Source organism: Actinoplanes lobatus, assembly GCF_014205215.1.
GTDB lineage: Bacteria > Actinomycetota > Actinomycetes > Mycobacteriales > Micromonosporaceae > Actinoplanes > Actinoplanes lobatus.
Genome location: NZ_JACHNC010000001.1, coordinates 480487 through 495477, shown reverse-complemented (window position 1 = coordinate 495477; position 14991 = coordinate 480487). Strand labels below are relative to the sequence as shown.

General features: G+C 71.9%; 15 protein-coding genes. 8 read left to right on the top strand and 7 right to left on the bottom strand.

Going from position 1 to position 14991, the window contains the following annotated elements:
* The first annotated feature begins 36 nt into the window (after positions 1-36).
* Positions 37-447, top strand: coding sequence for a PRC-barrel domain-containing protein (locus tag BJ964_RS02170; RefSeq protein ID WP_188119089.1), 411 nt, complete (start codon positions 37-39; stop codon positions 445-447).
* On the opposite strand, the gene BJ964_RS02165 is transcribed toward BJ964_RS02170, so the two are convergent.
* Positions 426-1187 (bottom strand): TioE family transcriptional regulator, encoded by a 762-nt coding sequence (locus BJ964_RS02165; protein ID WP_229806717.1) that lies wholly within the window; start codon positions 1185-1187, stop codon positions 426-428. The two genes, BJ964_RS02170 and BJ964_RS02165, sit on opposite strands and share 22 nt — an antisense overlap.
* Before the next feature lie 64 nt (positions 1188-1251).
* Here BJ964_RS02165 and BJ964_RS02160 point away from each other — a divergent pair, with 64 nt between their 5' ends.
* Positions 1252-2844 carry a DUF6194 family protein gene (locus BJ964_RS02160; protein ID WP_188119087.1) on the top strand — a complete coding sequence of 531 codons (1593 nt, stop codon included), beginning with the start codon at positions 1252-1254 and terminating at the stop codon, positions 2842-2844.
* A 169-nt stretch (positions 2845-3013) separates the two neighbouring features.
* Here the strand turns inward: BJ964_RS02160 and BJ964_RS02155 are convergent, their stop codons facing one another.
* The 5 genes from BJ964_RS02155 to BJ964_RS02130 form a co-directional block, all read right to left on the bottom strand.
* Positions 3014-3895 (bottom strand): GlxA family transcriptional regulator, encoded by an 882-nt coding sequence (locus BJ964_RS02155; RefSeq protein ID WP_188119086.1) that lies wholly within the window; start codon positions 3893-3895, stop codon positions 3014-3016.
* 7 nt (positions 3896-3902) lie between these two features.
* Complete coding sequence (locus BJ964_RS02150; RefSeq protein ID WP_188119085.1) at positions 3903-4487, bottom strand: isochorismatase family protein; 585 nt, start codon at positions 4485-4487, stop codon at positions 3903-3905.
* A gap of 1822 nt (positions 4488-6309) precedes the next feature.
* Positions 6310-7113, bottom strand: a complete 804-nt coding sequence (locus BJ964_RS02140) for a pectate lyase (protein WP_229806694.1) — start codon at positions 7111-7113, stop codon at positions 6310-6312.
* 194 nt (positions 7114-7307) lie between these two features.
* Positions 7308-7853: a nucleotidyltransferase family protein gene (locus tag BJ964_RS02135; protein ID WP_188119083.1), complete on the bottom strand. Its 546-nt coding sequence runs from the start codon at positions 7851-7853 to the stop codon at positions 7308-7310.
* On the bottom strand, positions 7850-9277 hold the full coding sequence (locus BJ964_RS02130) for a hypothetical protein (protein ID WP_229806695.1): 1428 nt from the start codon (positions 9275-9277) through the stop codon (positions 7850-7852). The genes BJ964_RS02135 and BJ964_RS02130 overlap by 4 nt, the downstream gene beginning before the upstream one ends.
* A 111-nt stretch (positions 9278-9388) precedes the next feature.
* Here BJ964_RS02130 and BJ964_RS02125 point away from each other — a divergent pair, with 111 nt between their 5' ends.
* From BJ964_RS02125 to BJ964_RS02110, 4 genes are read left to right on the top strand one after another with little or no spacing between them, the layout of a single operon-like run.
* Complete coding sequence (locus BJ964_RS02125) at positions 9389-10288, top strand: hypothetical protein (protein ID WP_188119082.1); 900 nt, start codon at positions 9389-9391, stop codon at positions 10286-10288.
* A complete protein-coding gene (locus BJ964_RS02120) occupies positions 10285-10710 on the top strand; it encodes an ABA4-like family protein (RefSeq protein ID WP_188119081.1) in 426 nt (141 codons plus the stop codon). The genes BJ964_RS02125 and BJ964_RS02120 overlap by 4 nt, the downstream gene beginning before the upstream one ends.
* Positions 10711-10715: 5 nt before the next feature.
* The gene (locus BJ964_RS02115) at positions 10716-11870 is read left to right on the top strand and encodes a sensor histidine kinase (RefSeq protein ID WP_188119080.1); all 1155 of its coding nucleotides are present in this window, start codon (positions 10716-10718) and stop codon (positions 11868-11870) included.
* Positions 11867-12496 (top strand): response regulator transcription factor, encoded by a 630-nt coding sequence (locus tag BJ964_RS02110; RefSeq protein WP_188119079.1) that lies wholly within the window; start codon positions 11867-11869, stop codon positions 12494-12496. The genes BJ964_RS02115 and BJ964_RS02110 overlap by 4 nt, the downstream gene beginning before the upstream one ends.
* Before the next feature lie 4 nt (positions 12497-12500).
* Here BJ964_RS02110 and BJ964_RS02105 read toward each other — a convergent pair whose 3' ends face one another.
* Entirely contained in the window at positions 12501-12983 is a 483-nt protein-coding gene (locus BJ964_RS02105) for an NADPH-dependent FMN reductase (protein WP_188119078.1), read from the bottom strand.
* Positions 12984-13175: 192 nt separating this feature from the next.
* On the opposite strand from BJ964_RS02105, the gene BJ964_RS02100 reads away from it, so the two are divergent.
* Positions 13176-13700, top strand: a complete 525-nt coding sequence (locus BJ964_RS02100; protein WP_188119077.1) for a winged helix-turn-helix domain-containing protein — start codon at positions 13176-13178, stop codon at positions 13698-13700.
* Positions 13701-13918: 218 nt separating this feature from the next.
* Positions 13919-14959 carry a S1 family peptidase gene (locus BJ964_RS02095; RefSeq protein ID WP_188119076.1) on the top strand — a complete coding sequence of 347 codons (1041 nt, stop codon included), beginning with the start codon at positions 13919-13921 and terminating at the stop codon, positions 14957-14959.
* Positions 14960-14991: the final 32 nt, after the last annotated feature.

The following is a 14991-nucleotide window of genomic DNA, read 5'->3' as shown; positions in this document are numbered from 1 at the left end:
GGGTAACGGCAAATTCATCGATTTGAGGAGGCCGTGATGCAACCAACGCCGTTCACCCCGTGGGCCTGGCGGGAACCGTCGGCACTGGGCAACGACCCGGTGACCGTGGAGAGCGCCGACGAGACCGGGCGGACCGGCGTGGATCTGGTCGGTTACCGAGTCGAAGCGACCGATGGTCACATCGGTTCGATCGACAAGGCCAGCTACGACGTCGGTGACGCCTTCCTGGTGGTCGACACCGGACCGTGGATTTTCGGACGGAAGGTTCTCCTTCCGGCCGGCATGGTTCGGAACTTCGATCACACGGAGCGGAAGGTCTACGTGGACCGCACGAAGGAGCAGATCAAGGAATCTCCGGAGTACGACAAGGAGACCTTCGAGACGCCGGAGTACCGCCAGCAGGTGGGTGACTACTACACCGGCAGTTACCGCGACTTCCGGTCCTGATCGCCGAGACGCGCCGCCCCGCCCGTGACCCCCACGGGCGGGGCGGTGTTCGTCCGCTCCAGGAACTCCGCCAGCCGCGCCGAGCCGGTCAGCATGGCCCGGCCGCGGACGGTGAGCCGCTCCCGCCACTGTTCGATCGACGCGGCCAGCGGCCCCGGTCCGCCCGCCGCGCGGACCTGCTCGATCACCGCCGCGATGTGGTCCAGCAGGTACCCACCGCGGCGCAGCAGGTGCGCCAGTTCGGCGTCGCGGACGTCGTCGGGGGAGTAGACCCGGGCACCCTTCGCCCGCTCCGGGGTGAGGATCCCGGCCCGCTCCCATTTGCGCAGCGTGGCCGGGGTGAGGTCGAGCCGGTGGGCGAGCGCGCCGACGGAGAGCGGCCGATCCGAGGGTGGCCCGGCCGGGGCCTCGACCAGGGCCGCGGCGACAGCGGCCACGGTGTCCCGATCACGGCGCGACTGCACGTGCGCGGCGTCGATCAGGGCCAGAGCGGCGTCGACGTCGTCCCGCAGCACCGCCCGCATGATCTCGCCGGCCGTGGAGTGGCCGTATCCGGGAATCAGTCCCAGATAGGCGGCCAGCGCACCCACATGATCGCCGGTGTAGATGCGGTACCCGCTCGCCGTACGGCCGGCCGGCGGGATCACCCCGGCCCGTTCGTAGTTGCGGATCGCCTGCGCGGACAGCCCGTGCGGCCGCGCCAGATCCACCGGCCGATGAACCCCGTTTTGAGACTTCAGCGCACTCTCTCCAGGTAGATCGAAGGAAAGTTTCAACTGCTGGTTCAACGATACGGTTGAGGTCATGGCTTTCGACACCGAGCTCCAGTCCCTGATCTCCGGGCGCCGGCCGCAGCTGCTCGCGTTCGGCGAGCCCTACCACGCCGAACCGGCCTTCCCGCGCCTGCGCAACCGGATCCTCGAGACGCTCGCCGGGCACGGATTCCGGTCCATCGCGATCGAATCGGACCGGGCCGCCGGGCTCGCGGTCGACGACTACGTGCGGGGCCGCCGCGACGACCTCGACCTGGGCACCGGCATCAGCCACGGCTGGGGCGAGCACCCGGCGACCCGCGAACTGATCGACTGGTTGCGCGCCCACAACGGGAAACTGCCGCCGCACGAGCGCGTCGCCTTCCACGGTTTCGACGCCCCGACCGAGATCGAGGCCGCCCCCAGCCCCGGAAAATACCTTCGTGAGCTGCGCGAATACCTCGCCGTCCCGGCGCCCGACCTGGATCGCCTGATCGGCGACGACGCCCGCTGGACCGCACCGGAGATCATGTACGACGCGGCGCGATCACCCGGCGGGTCACCGGAGGCCGCCGCGCTTCGCGGCATCGCCGAGGACTTCAAGACCCTTCTGTACGCCCACGCGCCCCGCCTCGTCGCGGACACCTCCCCGGCCGCCTGGCACCGGGCGAAGGTGCTCGCCACCACGGCCGTCGGCCTGCTCACCTACCACGCGGCGATGGCCCTGCCCGGCACCCAGTCGGAGCGGATCGGCCGCCTGCTCGGGGCGCGTGACGCGATCATGGCGCAGAACCTTCTCGACATCCTCGCCGCCGAACGCGACCGCGGCCCGGTCCTGGTCGCCGCCCACAACACCCACCTCCAGCGTGGCCCCAGCCGCTGGGAGACCCACTGGGAGGGCGTCGACCACGCCGCCGAGTGGGCCGGCGCCGGCTCGATCGTGTCCGCGCTGCTCGGCGACCGGTACGTGTTCGTCGCCGGCAGCCTCGGCGCCAGCGCCCCGGCCGGGCTCAGGCGACCGGAGGCCGGCACCTACGAGGAACGGCTCGGCGCCGAGACCGCGCTGCTCCCCCCGCCGGCCGGCGAGGACCTGCGGGAACGGCAGACCGACGTGCTCGGCCATTTCCCGCTGACCGCCGGGATCGTCGAGGCGAGCGACGCGATCCTGCACATCGGTCACGGGCCCGGCGCGGCCGTCGCCGCCCGGATCAGCGGGATGCCCGGCGTGACCGAGACCCGGATCGAACCCGGCTCCGAGATGCCGCCCTTCACCTGGGGCGACCGGTTCTTCTTCGCCGGCGAGGACCGGATGCGGCCGTTCGCCACGATCGTCCACGCCGACGTGCCCGACTTCGACGAGAAGTCCCGGCTCTCCGGGGACGGCCGTCACCGGCTCAACATCGAGGTCGGGCGGGACGAGTTCCGTAGCCTGTTCGGTTACGGCCCGGAGGAGTTCACCGCACACAGCGAGAAGATCGACTTCGCGGAGGCGGACACACTCATCCCGCATCCGGCCTACGCCGTGCAGGGCTGGGTCAGCGTCGTCGACCCCGGTCCGGCCACCGCCGACGAGGTGGAACGCCTGGTCAGCCGGGCCCGTGCGCGGTCCGCCGCCCGCGAGCGGCGCCGGGGCGGGGAGTCCTAGGAGCGGGGGCGGGAGTCCTAGGAGCGGGGAGTCCTAGGAGCGGGGAGTCCTAGGAGCGGGGAGTCCTAGGAGCGGGGAGTCCTAGGAGCGGGGGCGGGGAGTCCTAGGAGCGGGGGTGGGGAGTCCTAGGAGCGGGAGCGGGGAGTCCTAGGAGCGGGAGCGGGGAGTCCTAGGAGCGGGAGCGCAGGCGGCGCAGCATGCGGGCGTCGGCGAAACCGACGGCCCGGGCCGCGGACTCGGCCGTCGCGCCGTGGCCGATCAGGTACCCGGCCCGCTCCACGCGGAGCAACTGCTGGTAGCGGAGCGGGGTACGGCCGGTCGCCGAGGTGAACAGGCGGGTCAGGGTGCGTTCGCTGACGCCCACGGCGGCGGCCAGGTCGGCCAGGGGCAGCGGCGCGGCGAAGTCGGCGTCGATACGGTCCTGGACCCGGTGCACCACGTCGCTCAGGTGGGCCCGGTGGCGCAGCATCGCGCTGTGCTGGCGTTCGTCGCCGTTGCGGCGGCCGTACACCACCATCTCGCGGGCGACCCGGGCCGCGACCGCCGGGCCGTGGCGCTGGGCGACCAGGTGCAGGGCCAGGTCGATGCCGCTGGCGATGCCGGCCGAGGTGACCACCCGGTCGTCGCAGACGTACAGGACGTCGCGCACCACGGTGGCCTCCGGATAGCGGCGGGCCAGCCCGTCCTGGAGATCATGGTGGGTGGTGCAGCGGCGACCGTCGAGCAGGCCGGCCCGGCCGAGCGCGTCGGCGCCGGCGCAGACGCTGGCCACCGTGCCGCCGCGGGCGTGGTGCTCGGCGATCCGGGACAGTGTCGGGGCGGCGAAATACCCGTGACCGTCACGCCAGCCGGGCACCAGCAGGAGATCATCGGCGGTCAGGCCGGGCCAGGTGAGGTCGGCGCCGAGCGGCACACCCTGCCAGGTCGGTACGGGAGTCTCCTCGGCCACGTAGCGGAGCCGGTAGCCCGGCGCGGTGGAGAACACCTGCGCCGGGCCGGCTAGGTCGAGCAGGTGCACCTGCGGAGTCAGGACGAACAGCACCGTGCTCACGATCCGGTCACTCCCCGATGATCTCCGCGACGGTCCGGACGGTGGCGAAACGGCCGGCCAGCGCATACTCGGTGCGGGTCACCACGTCCTCGGCGGACAGCGTACGCGGGTCGGCCAGCAACTCCTCGACGGTCTGCTCGACGGGGGCGTCCCGGTGCGGGATCGGGAAGGTGGCGGTGGCGTCGATCGCGAACGTCACCTCGTACCCGAGATCGGAGGCGACCCGCGCGGTGGTCTCCACGCACTGTTCGGTGCGCAGCCCGCAGACCGTGACCGAGCGGACCCCGGCCACGGTGAGCAGGTGTTGCAGGTTGGTCGTGGTGAACGCGTTGTGCACGGTCTTGGTGAGCACCGGCTCGCCGTCGGCGGGCGTGAGGTCGTCGACGACCCGCACGAAGCCGCTCTCCGGATCGAAGACGCCACCCGTTCCCGGTTCGGCGTGGATCACCCAGATCACCCGGTCACCGGCCGCCCGGGCGACGTCCACCAGCTGCCCGGCCTTCTTCACCACATCGGGGTTGCTCACCGTCGCCCACAGCGGCCGGGCACGAAACGATTCCTGAACGTCGATCACGACGAGCGCGTTGGTCATACCCCGATCCAACGCCGCCGGCCCGCCGCGCGGCAGACACCATCTCGCCCCACCCCGGAACGATCCGGTCAACCAACCCCGACGGTACGCCCCTGGAGAGAACCACCGGCAGCGTCAGAAGCGGCCAGGCCCAGCCCTCTCCCGCCCCTCCGTCCTCCCGCCCCTCCGGCCCTTCCGTCCTCCCGCCCCTCCGTCCTCCCGCCCCTCCGTCCTCCCGCCCCTCCGTCCTCCCGCCCCTCCGGCCCTTCCGTCCTCCCGCCCCTCCGTCCTCCCGCGCCTCCGTCCTCCCGCGCCTCCCGCTTCTCCTGCGCGCCCCTCCCACACCTCGCGATCTTGGACGTTTCCCCACCGCCGAGGGTGGCTGATCGTCCAGGATCGCGCCTGGCGTGCCCGGTGTCAGCCGCTAACCTCCCGCTTCTCCGGCTTCTCCCGCGCCTTCCGCGCCTTCCGCGCCTTCCGCGCCTTCCGCGCCTTCCGCGCCTTCCGCGCCTTCCGCGCCTTCCGCGCCTTCCGCGCCTTCCGCGCCTTCCGCGCCTTCCGCGCCTTCCGCGATTTTGGACGTTTTCCCACCGCTGTGGGTGGTTGATCGTCCAGGGTCGTGCCTGGCGGGGCGTGGCGTCTGCCGTTACCGTTCCGCGCCTGCCGGGCCACGCTTCCGCGCCCCGCGATTTTGGACGTTTCCCCACCGCCGAGGGTGGCTGATCGTCCAGGATCGCGCCTGGCGTGCCCGGTGTCAGCCGCTAACCTCCCGCGCCTCCCGCGACCTTGGACGTCTTCTCACCGCTGTGGGTGGTTGATCGTCCAGGGTCGTGCCTGGCGGGGCGTGCCGTCTGCCGTTACCGTTCCGCGCCTGCCGGGCCACGCTTCCGCGCCCCGCAGATCTTGGACGTTTCCCCACCGCCGAGGGTGGCTGATCGTCCAGGATCGCGCCTGGCGTGCCCGGTGTCAGCCGCCAACCTCCCGCGCCTCCCGCGACCTTGGACGTCTTCTCACCGCTGTGGGTGGTTGATCGTCCAGGGTCGTGCCTGGCGGGGCGTGGCGTCTGCCGTTACCGTTCCGCGCCTGCCGGGCCACGCTTCCGCGCCCGCAGATCTTGGACGTTTCCCCACCGCCAAGGGTGGCTGATCGTCCAAGATTGCGCCTGGTGGGGATGGCGCCTGCCGCGCCATATCCGTCTTCCGCGCCATCTCCCGCGATCTTGGGCGCGTTTCGACCGCTGGGGTGGCTGATCGTCCACGATCGCGTCGGGTGGTGGTGGCGCCACCCGCGTCACCCGCGCCACCCGCGATCTTGGGGCCTTTTTCACCGCTGGGGGTGGTTGATCGTCCAAGGTCGCGTCGGGTGGGGTGGTGCCAGCCGCAGTGGGGCGGGTGCGTGAGCGGCGTTACGGCAGTGAGGTGCGCGATGGGTGCCTGGCCTGCCTCAGGGGCCGGGTCGCGGTGGGTGGGAGGGGTGCCTGGGCTGGGGGTGGGGTGGTGCCCGGGCTGAGGGTGGAGGTGGTGAGGGGTGCCTGGGCTGGGGGTGGAGGTGGTGAGGGGTGCCTGGGCTGGGGGTGGAGGTGGTGAGGGCTGCCTGGGCTGGGGGTGGGGGTGGGGGTGTTGAGGGTGAGCGGCCGCTCACGCCCGGCGGGCGCGGCACGGGCCTGCGTTGCAGTGAATCGCGTTGATGCCACGGGACTCGGCACGTCCGTACAAAAAGGAAATGGGAAAGGCCGGACCCGTCTGGCACCGGGTCCGGCCGTTTCACCGTTGGCTCCGCGCTGCTCATGCCGGGGGAAAGCGCTGGGGGAGCGCTTCGGCGTGGCGGCCGCGGGAGCCGTTTCCTACTTGTAGGTGATGTTCGAGGTGGTGAACTTGCAGTAGGTGCCGTCGCCGCCGGTGCTGCCCTTGTAGGTGGCGAGCTTGGTGGGTTCGGCGCCGGTGTTGTTGCCCTTGTAGGTGACGCAGATGGAGATCTTCTTGCTGCTGTCACCGGTGATGGTGATGCCGGAGAAGGTGGCCGTGTCGCCGTAGTTCGAGTTGATGCCGACGAGGCTGGAACCCGGGTAGGTGACGGCGACGTTCTTCACGACGACGGCCCGCTTGTACTGGGTTTTGCAGTTGCCGCAGGAACGGTAGAGCTTGCCGAAATCGCTGACCGCGAATCCGCTGATCGTCAGGGTGCCGCCGCCATTGTGCTGGAACACCTTGTCGTCGGCGCCCTTCGCGCCGCCGCCGGTGACGGTGTATTTGGCGCTGGAGCCGCCCTTGAACGTGGCGGCGTCCTCGCCCACGTTCTCCCACCACACGTTGGAGATGGTGCAGGAGCCGAGGCAGTGCACGCCGTCCGCGGCCGGGGAGCCGATGATGACGTTCTTCAGGGTGGCGCCGTCCGCCAGGATGAACAGCGGGTCCTGGCCTTCGTCCTGGTCGTCGGTGCCGAGCGCGCCGCTGCCGTAGTAGCGCTTCAGGCCGCCGTCCAGGGTGCCGGACACCGACTTGCTGGCGCTGAGCGCGACCGAGCCGGTGGCGGACGGCCATGTCGCGGCCGAGGCGCCCTGCGTGTAGACCACGGCGCCGAGCCCCAGTCCGAGGGCGGCGATCGCCACCACACCGGCCCGCCACCGTTTCCGCAGATTGTTGAACACGCGAAGCCTTTCGTCGGGGAAACGCTCCCCGGGGAATTGGGAGCGTGACCATCTTGAATTGCTTCGACGCCGATTGTCAACTGCCGGAAATCAATTAAGTAACTGTCTATTGGCGCGAATACAGAATTGCTTTCTACTGTCTAAGTGTGCGAAAAGACCGGATAGGTTGCCGGTAATTTTGGGCAACAGTGCGGTCACTTAACGTCGATGTCGGTGTCGTCCGCGACGTCCCCGACCGGCACCACCAGCACGTCGTGGGCCCGCAGATAGTCCCGGGCGCCCCGGTCCCCGACCGCGCTCGCCGACACCCCGGCCCAGTGGTCGCGCCCGAGCAGCACCGGATGCCCGCGGCGGTCACCGTAGCCACCCTGCGCGAGGGCGGACGGCGACGCGTGCGCCAGCACCCGCCGGACCGCCTCGGCGCTGACCCCGGGCATGTCCACGAGCAGCACCACGGCGGCCGTCGCCTCGGTTTCCGCCAGAACCCCGAGCCCGGTCCGCAGCGAGGAGCCCATCCCGGACTCCCAATCCGGGTTGACCACCGTCGAAGGCAGATCCGGGGCGGCCGCCCGGACCTCGTCGGCGGCCGCGCCGAGCACCACCACGACCCGGTCGCAGCCGGCCGCCCGCAGCACCCCGGCGGCGTGCTGCACGAGCAGCCGGTCGCCGTGCCGGATCAGGGCCTTGGGCATGCCGTACCGGCGGCCGGCGCCGGCCGCCAGCAGCAGACCGGCGATCATCGGGGCAGCACCAGGCCACGGACCGCGGCCAGCGGCAGGGCGGTCCGCGGATGGTAGGCGGCCCGCCACAGTCCACCGTGGGCCGCGCCGGCCGCCTCGTCCTGCCAGGCCGCCGGGGACGCCGCCCGGGGTTTGCGGAGCTGGTGCACCAGCAGCAGCGCCATGAGCCGGCTCGCGGTGGCCGGTTCGAACGTCTCCACGTCGAAGAGATGCGCTCCGGCGTACGCGGCGGCCAGCAGGCGGTTCTGGAGCACCGACCGGGTACGGGTGGGCGGCGCCACCGCGAAGCTCACCACCCCGTCCCGCCGGGTCACCGTGGCCCGCCAGCGGTGGATGCGCTTGGCCAGCGCGTAGTTCGGCCCCTGCTGCGGGACCAGGCTGTCGTTGAGGCCGGGGGCCACGTCGCACGGGTAGTTGGGGCGCAGCAGACGGCCACCGGAGAGGGCCGCGGTCACCCGGGCGCGGCGGGACCGGGCGGCGTACCGCTCGCGGGCCTGGGTGACGGCTCCGGCCGGGACCGCGTAGACGTCGGTCGGGGTGGCCAGGAAGGCGAGCGCGGTGTCCGGCCGGTGCTGCCGCAGGTGGGTGCCGAGCGCGTCGACGGCGGCCGCCAGCAGCGGGTACGCCGAGCCCGGCGCGTACACGTAGTTGCCGAGGACGAGCCGCCCGTCGATGCCGAGCAGCCACTGCGCCACCGCGGCCAGGTCCCGGAGCAGGTCCGCCCCGGGGGTGGGGCCGGACGCCGGGGCGAGCAGCCGCCCGGCGCTCTGCGCGGCGACCCCCTCGACCCGCTCCCACAGGTGCGGGCGGGGCAGGTCGACGGCGACGACGGTGCCGCCCCAGCCGAGCACCGAGGAGACCGGGCCCATCTCGGTGCCGGCGCCGAGCGCGACCAGGGTCTGGTCGCTGAGGTCCAGCCAGTCCGGGGAGCCGGCCACCTCGCGGACCGCCTCGGCGCACGACTCCTCGATGACGCCGGCGGCCACCCACGCGTCCAGCCGCCGTAGCAGGCCGTCGCCGCGCAGCAGCTCACCCCGGTACGGCAGGACCACCTCCCGCTCCGGCTCGCCGGTGCCCTTCACCTCGACCGTGTCCAGGGGCCGGTCCGGCGTCGCCAGCAGTGCCTGGGCCAGGGTGAAGTCGCCGTCGTCGCGGCGGTACCGCACGCGGGCCTGCACCGACGCCAGACCGGCTTCGGCGATCTCGTAGCCGACCGACCCGTCGGCGGCCAGACCGGTCTCCACGAGAGCCCGGAAGTGCCGCAGGTAGCCGCGCCGCCAGTCGCTCTCCCGCTCGGCGGCCGCGGCGGCCGCCGGGTCGACATGGCGCAGGGCGTCGGCGACGACGGACCGGCCGAACGCGATGCTGCTGCGCCGTCCGCTCTCGTCCGCGGGGAAGTCGGTCAGGCCAGGGCTGTGATCCACCGCGCCAGTATTACCGCCTCCTACCCCGGTAGGAGAAGGGCTCCGACCAGCGGACAGCACAGCGGCCGCGGGTCGGGCGATCCGGGCCGTTCCCGGGACGAGCCTGAGGACATGACCACCGTCGATTCGCTGTTGCGCAGACCGGTCCGCTGGAACCGGCCGCTGCTCTGGCTCACCGCGGCCGCCGCGGTGCTGGCTCTCGTCTCGGCCGTCGGGATCGTCGCCGACGACCGGATCCTCACCGGTGTGCCGATCTGGCTGAAGCCGTTCAAGTTCGCCGTCTCGTTCGTCCTCTACGCCTGGACGCTGGCCTGGATGCTGGCGATCCTGCCCCGCCGCAGCCGCGCCGCCGAATGGTCGGGGATCGTCGTCGTCGGCGTCGCGGTGGTGGAACTCGCGATCATCGTGACCCAGGTGGCCCGCGGCACGACCAGCCACTACAACGTGGCAACGCCGTTCGATGCGATCCTCTGGTCGGCGATGGGCACCTCGATCATGGTGCTGTTCCTCGCCCAGGTGGTGATCGGGGTGGTGACGTTGCGGCAGCGGATCCCGGACCGGGTGGCCGCCTACGCGATCCGGCTGGGCCTGGCCGTCTCACTGCTCGGCATGGCGCTCGGCTTCCTGATGACCTCGCAGGTGACCGACGGAGGAGCGATCGGGGCGCACTCGGTCGGTGTCGAGGACGGCGGGCCGGGCATGCCGATCACCGGCTGGAGCACCGTCGGCGGCGACCTGCGGATCAGCCACTTCGTCGGGCTGCACGCCCTCCAGGCGCTGCCGCTGCTGGCCTACGCGATGGGGCGGTGGACCGGCTGGGTGCCGCGCGCGCGGGCCCGTCTCATGCTGATCATCGGGTGCGCGTACGCCGTACTCGTGCTGTTGTTGACCTGGCAGGCGCTGCGGGCGCAACCGCTGCTGCAACCGGATGGTCTCACCCTGGCCGCGCTGGCCGCCCTGGCGGCGGTGACCACCGTCGCGAGCATCACCGTGGTCCGGAGGACGACGTGACCGAGTTGCTGTTCGACCTGACGTTCCTGCTGGCCGCGCCGTTCTGGGCGCTGATGGTCCTGCTGCCGCGCTGGTCGTGGACGCAGCGGATCGTGCGGAGCCCGCTGATCGTCCTGCCGATCGTGGCGATCTACGCGGTGCTGGTCGTGGCGAACTTCGGCGAGGTGTGGGCCGGGGTCAGCGACCCGACCCTGAGCGGGGTGCGTGAACTGCTCGGTTCCGCGGACGGCGCGGCCGCCGGCTGGGCCCACATGATCGCCTTCGACCTGTTCGTCGGCCGGTGGTCCTACCTGGACAGCCGGGAGCGTGGCGTGCCGGCGCTGGTGATGGCGCCGATCCTGCTGCTCACCATCATGCTCGGGCCGCTCGGGCTGGCCGCCTACCTGGCGGTGCGCCCCCAGTGGCCGCAGCGCCTAGGCTGACCGGCATGGGCTGGGCGGGTCGGTTGTTCAACGTTCGCGACACACTGCCGCGGATGATCCTGCTGGAGATCAGCGGCCTGTCCTACCTGCTGGTGTCCTGCCGGACGGAGACTCCGCCGACCGGTCCACAGTGGGTGCTCGCGGTCCTCGCGTTCGCGCTCGGCCTGCTGCTGCACAACCGGCAGCCGGTCAACCTGGCGGTGCAGACCGTGCTGTTCGCGGTGGCGCTGAGCGTTCTCGACGACTCGACGATCAACCAGGTCGGCACCGGGTGGGCGCTCGGCGAGCTGGCCTTCTGGGCGCCGCGGTTCGCCTACGTGTGGGTGGGCGCGGGGTCGGTCGCCGCCGTCTACCTGATCTTCGGGCTGCCCGGGTCGGGCGTCTCGGTGACCGAGGCGATCGTCGGGCTGGGCACCAACCTGGGCCTGCCGATCCTGCTCGGCACGGTCGGGCGGACCAACCAGCAGCTGGCCGTGCAGGCGATGCGCCGGGCCGAGTCGGAGCAGCGGGCGGCCCGTGCCGACGAGCGCAGCGCCATCGCCCGGGAGTTGCACGACGTGGTGGCCCATCACGTCGCGTCGATGGTGCTGCGGGTCGGGGTGGCGCGCCACGTGCTGCCCGGGATCGGCCCGGAGACGGCCGCCGTCTTCGACGACGTCCATCGGACCGGGACGGCGGCCTTGGCGGATCTGCGGCGGCTGGTCGCGGTGCTGCGAGACCCCGATGGCGTACGGGGAGACGCCGCCCTGACCGCGATCGAGCCGTCCGCCCTGCCCGCCGCACTGGACGGCGCCGTGGAGACGGCCCGCCGGGCGGGGGTGATCGTGGAGGCGGAGATCGACCCGGCGGTGGGCGGCCTGGACGCGGTCCGCGGTCTCGCCGTGCTCCGGCTCACCCAGGAGGCGCTCACCAACGTCGCCAAGCACGCCGGCCCGTCGGCCACCGCCCGGCTGCGGGTGTCGGTGTCCGGCGCCGATGTGGACTGGGAGGTCGCCGACGACGGTGGCGCCCGGGTCGCGCGGACGGAAACGCCGCCCGGCGGTGGGCACGGGCTGACCGGGATGCGGGAGCGGGTCGAGGTGCTCGGCGGTGTGCTGACGGCCGGGCCGTCCGGGCGTGGCTGGCGGGTGGGTACGGTGCTGCCCGGGGAGGCGTCTTGATCCGGGTGTTGCTTGTGGACGATCAGCAGCTGGTCCGTGCCGGGCTGCGGATGCTGTGCGACGCGGCGGACGGCATGGAGGTGGTCGGCGAGGCGGGGGACGGCCGGCAGGCGGTCGAACTGGCCGCCCGCCTGCTGCCCGACGTGATCGTCATGGACCTGCGCATGCCCGGCGTCGACGGGATCACCGCCACCAGCCGGATCATCGGCGCCCGGCCGGCGTCCCGCGTCCTGGTGCTGACCACCTTCGGCGACGACGACCACCTCTACCCGGCACTCCAGGCCGGGGCCTGCGGTTTCCTGCTCAAGGACGCCCCACCGGACGAGCTGCTGAACGGGATCCGGCAGGTGGCCGCCGGGGAGAGCCCGTTCAGCGGGGAGGTGCTGCGGCGGCTGGTGCGGCGCGCGGTCGACGCCCGCCCGGCGGCGCCCCGCCCCCGGGTGGCCGGGTTGACCGCCCGTGAGGAGGAGGTGCTCGGGCTGGTCGGCGAGGGTCTGAGCAACACCGAGATCGCCGAGCGCATGCACATCGGGGTGACCACGGTGAAGACCCACATCACCGCGCTGATGACCAAGACCGGGAGCCCGAACCGGGTGCGCCTGGCGCTGCTCGCCCACCGGTCCTGATCGGTCACCAGTCCAGCGCGGCCGCGTACTTCTGAGCGATCTCGGTGGACTCGGCCAGGTCGGCCTCCAGCACCGGCAGGCCCGGCCGGACCACGATGGCGCCGAGCTCGACCAGCAGCTGTCGCAGGATCGCCTCGGCCGCGGCGGCCTGCGGCGCGACGCCGGCGGTCACCACCGGGACGCTCAGTTTTCCGGCCAGTGCCTGCGCCGGCAGTTGGTCGAGCAGCACCTTGAGCACTCCGGTGTAGCTGCCCTTGTAGGTGGGTGTCGCGACGACCAGGAGGTTCGCATCGGTGATCGCCGCGAGCGCGGCTTTCGTCGCCTCGTCGCCCGGGGTGAGCAGGCCGGCGCCGAGCGAGCCGACCTCGATCACGTGCGGCTCGGGTGACCCGAGCTGCCCGGCGATCGCCTGGCCGACCGCGATGGCCAATGTGGACGTCCGGGACCCGGCCCGGGGGTTGCCGGAGATCACCACGATTCCCGTCATGTCGGTGCACCTCTCTCGAATCTGGCCTGCACGAGGCTCCCACATATCCTAGAGATTTAGTAGGAGAATTTCACCATGGCGAATATGACGCCCGACACTGCTTGCCCGGATGCCTATCTAACAGATAGGAAATGTATCCTTGCGGAGCGCCACCCGCAATCGCGAGGTGCTCCCCCGGAGAAGGAGACAGTCATGTCAGCTCTCGCCGTCGCACATCCGCACACCACGTACTCCCGCCCGGTCCTGCTCCGCCCGGTGCCCGACCCGCCGCCGGTGGCCGGCGCCGACGAGCCGGTGACCGTGACGATCAGCATCGCGGGCGGGGCCGGTGGCCGGGAGCGGGTGCTCGCCGCGCTGCGTGAGCTGGTGCACGCGGCCTCCGCGGTGGAGGTGGACGAGCCGGTCGCCGTGCCCGCCGGCGGGCTCCGGCTCGACCCCCTCGCCCGTACCGCGTTCCGTGGTGGCCGTCCGCTCGAGCTCAGCCGCCTGGAGTACGACCTGCTGCTCTTCCTGGCCCGGCACCCCCGTCAGGTGTTCAGCCGCGCCCAGTTGCTGACCCACGTCTGGGGCCACCGGCACACCACCAACCGCACGGTCGACGTGCACGTCAGCCGGCTGCGCACCAAGCTCGACGACCCGGAGCTGATCACCACGGTGTACGGCCTGGGCTACCGCCTCTCCGACGACGCCGGGATCACCGTCGTCGACCACGGGTGACGCCGTGTGTCGATGTAGGTGCCGTGCCGGTCAGCGACGTTCATCCCGAAAGGGTTATAGGCCAACGGTATGACGTCATCGTTTTACCTGGTCAGGGTGCCGTTGACCGGCAATCGGTGATCGTTCACAGTTCTTGCAATTAGATAGATCAATTTAAATACTTGCGAGCACGGGCACGCCGGACCGGTGTGCCACCCCCGTTCCCCCAGGGAGGAACCGTGCTCAACCCCAAGCTGCGCCGGCCGATCGTCGGCCTGGCCGCGGGCATCCTCGTGGCCAGTGGACTCGCGGCCTCGCCCGCGACCGCCGCCCCGGTCGCCGGTGACCCGTCCTTCGCCCCCTCCGCCCTCGCCTCCGGCCTCGACGCCCGCCTGGGCTCCCGCGACGCCGGCTCATACATCGACGCCTCCGGCAAGATCGTGGTCAACGTGACCGACGCGGCGACCGCCGCCGAGGTGACCGCGGCCGGCGCGACCGCCCGCTACGTGGCCCGCAGCGGCGCCACCCTGGCGGCCGCCGACGAGAGCCTGAAGGTCAACCTCAAGACCCCCGGTACGGCGTTCGCCGTCGACCCGGTCAGCAACCAGGTCGTCGTCAGCATCGACGAGACGATCACCGGCGCCAAGCTGGCCGCCGTCCAGGCCACCGTCGCCAAGCTCGGCGACGCGGCCCGCATCGAGTCGGTCCCGGGCAAGACGAGCATCAAGATCTCCGGCGGCGACGCCATCTACACCGGCGGATCACGCTGCTCCCTCGGCTTCAACGTGCGCAACAGCGCCGGCACGAACTACTTCCTGACCGCCGGGCACTGCACCAACGCCGGCGCCACCTGGACCAACGGTTCCGCCACGCTGGGGACCCGGGCCGGCACCAGCTTCCCCGGCAACGACTACGGCATCGTCCGCTACACCAACACGACCATCACCAAGACCGGCGGCGTCGGCACCTCGGTCGACATCACCTCGGCCGCCACCCCGGCCGTCGGCGCCACCGTCTACCGCCGTGGCTCCACCACCGGCACCCGCTCCGGCCGGGTCACCGCGCTCAACAGCACGGTGAACTACGCCGAGGGCTCGGTCTCCGGCCTGATCCGCACCACGGTCTGCGCCGAGCCCGGCGACAGCGGCGGCTCGCTCTACTCCGGCACCACCGCGCACGGCCTGACCTCGGGCGGTAGCGGAAACTGCACCAGCGGTGGCGTCACCTACTTCCAGCCGGTGGTCGAGGCCCTCAGCGTGTACGGGGTCTCGGTCTTCTGATCCCACGGCCCGGCGTGAAGCGACCGTTCGCT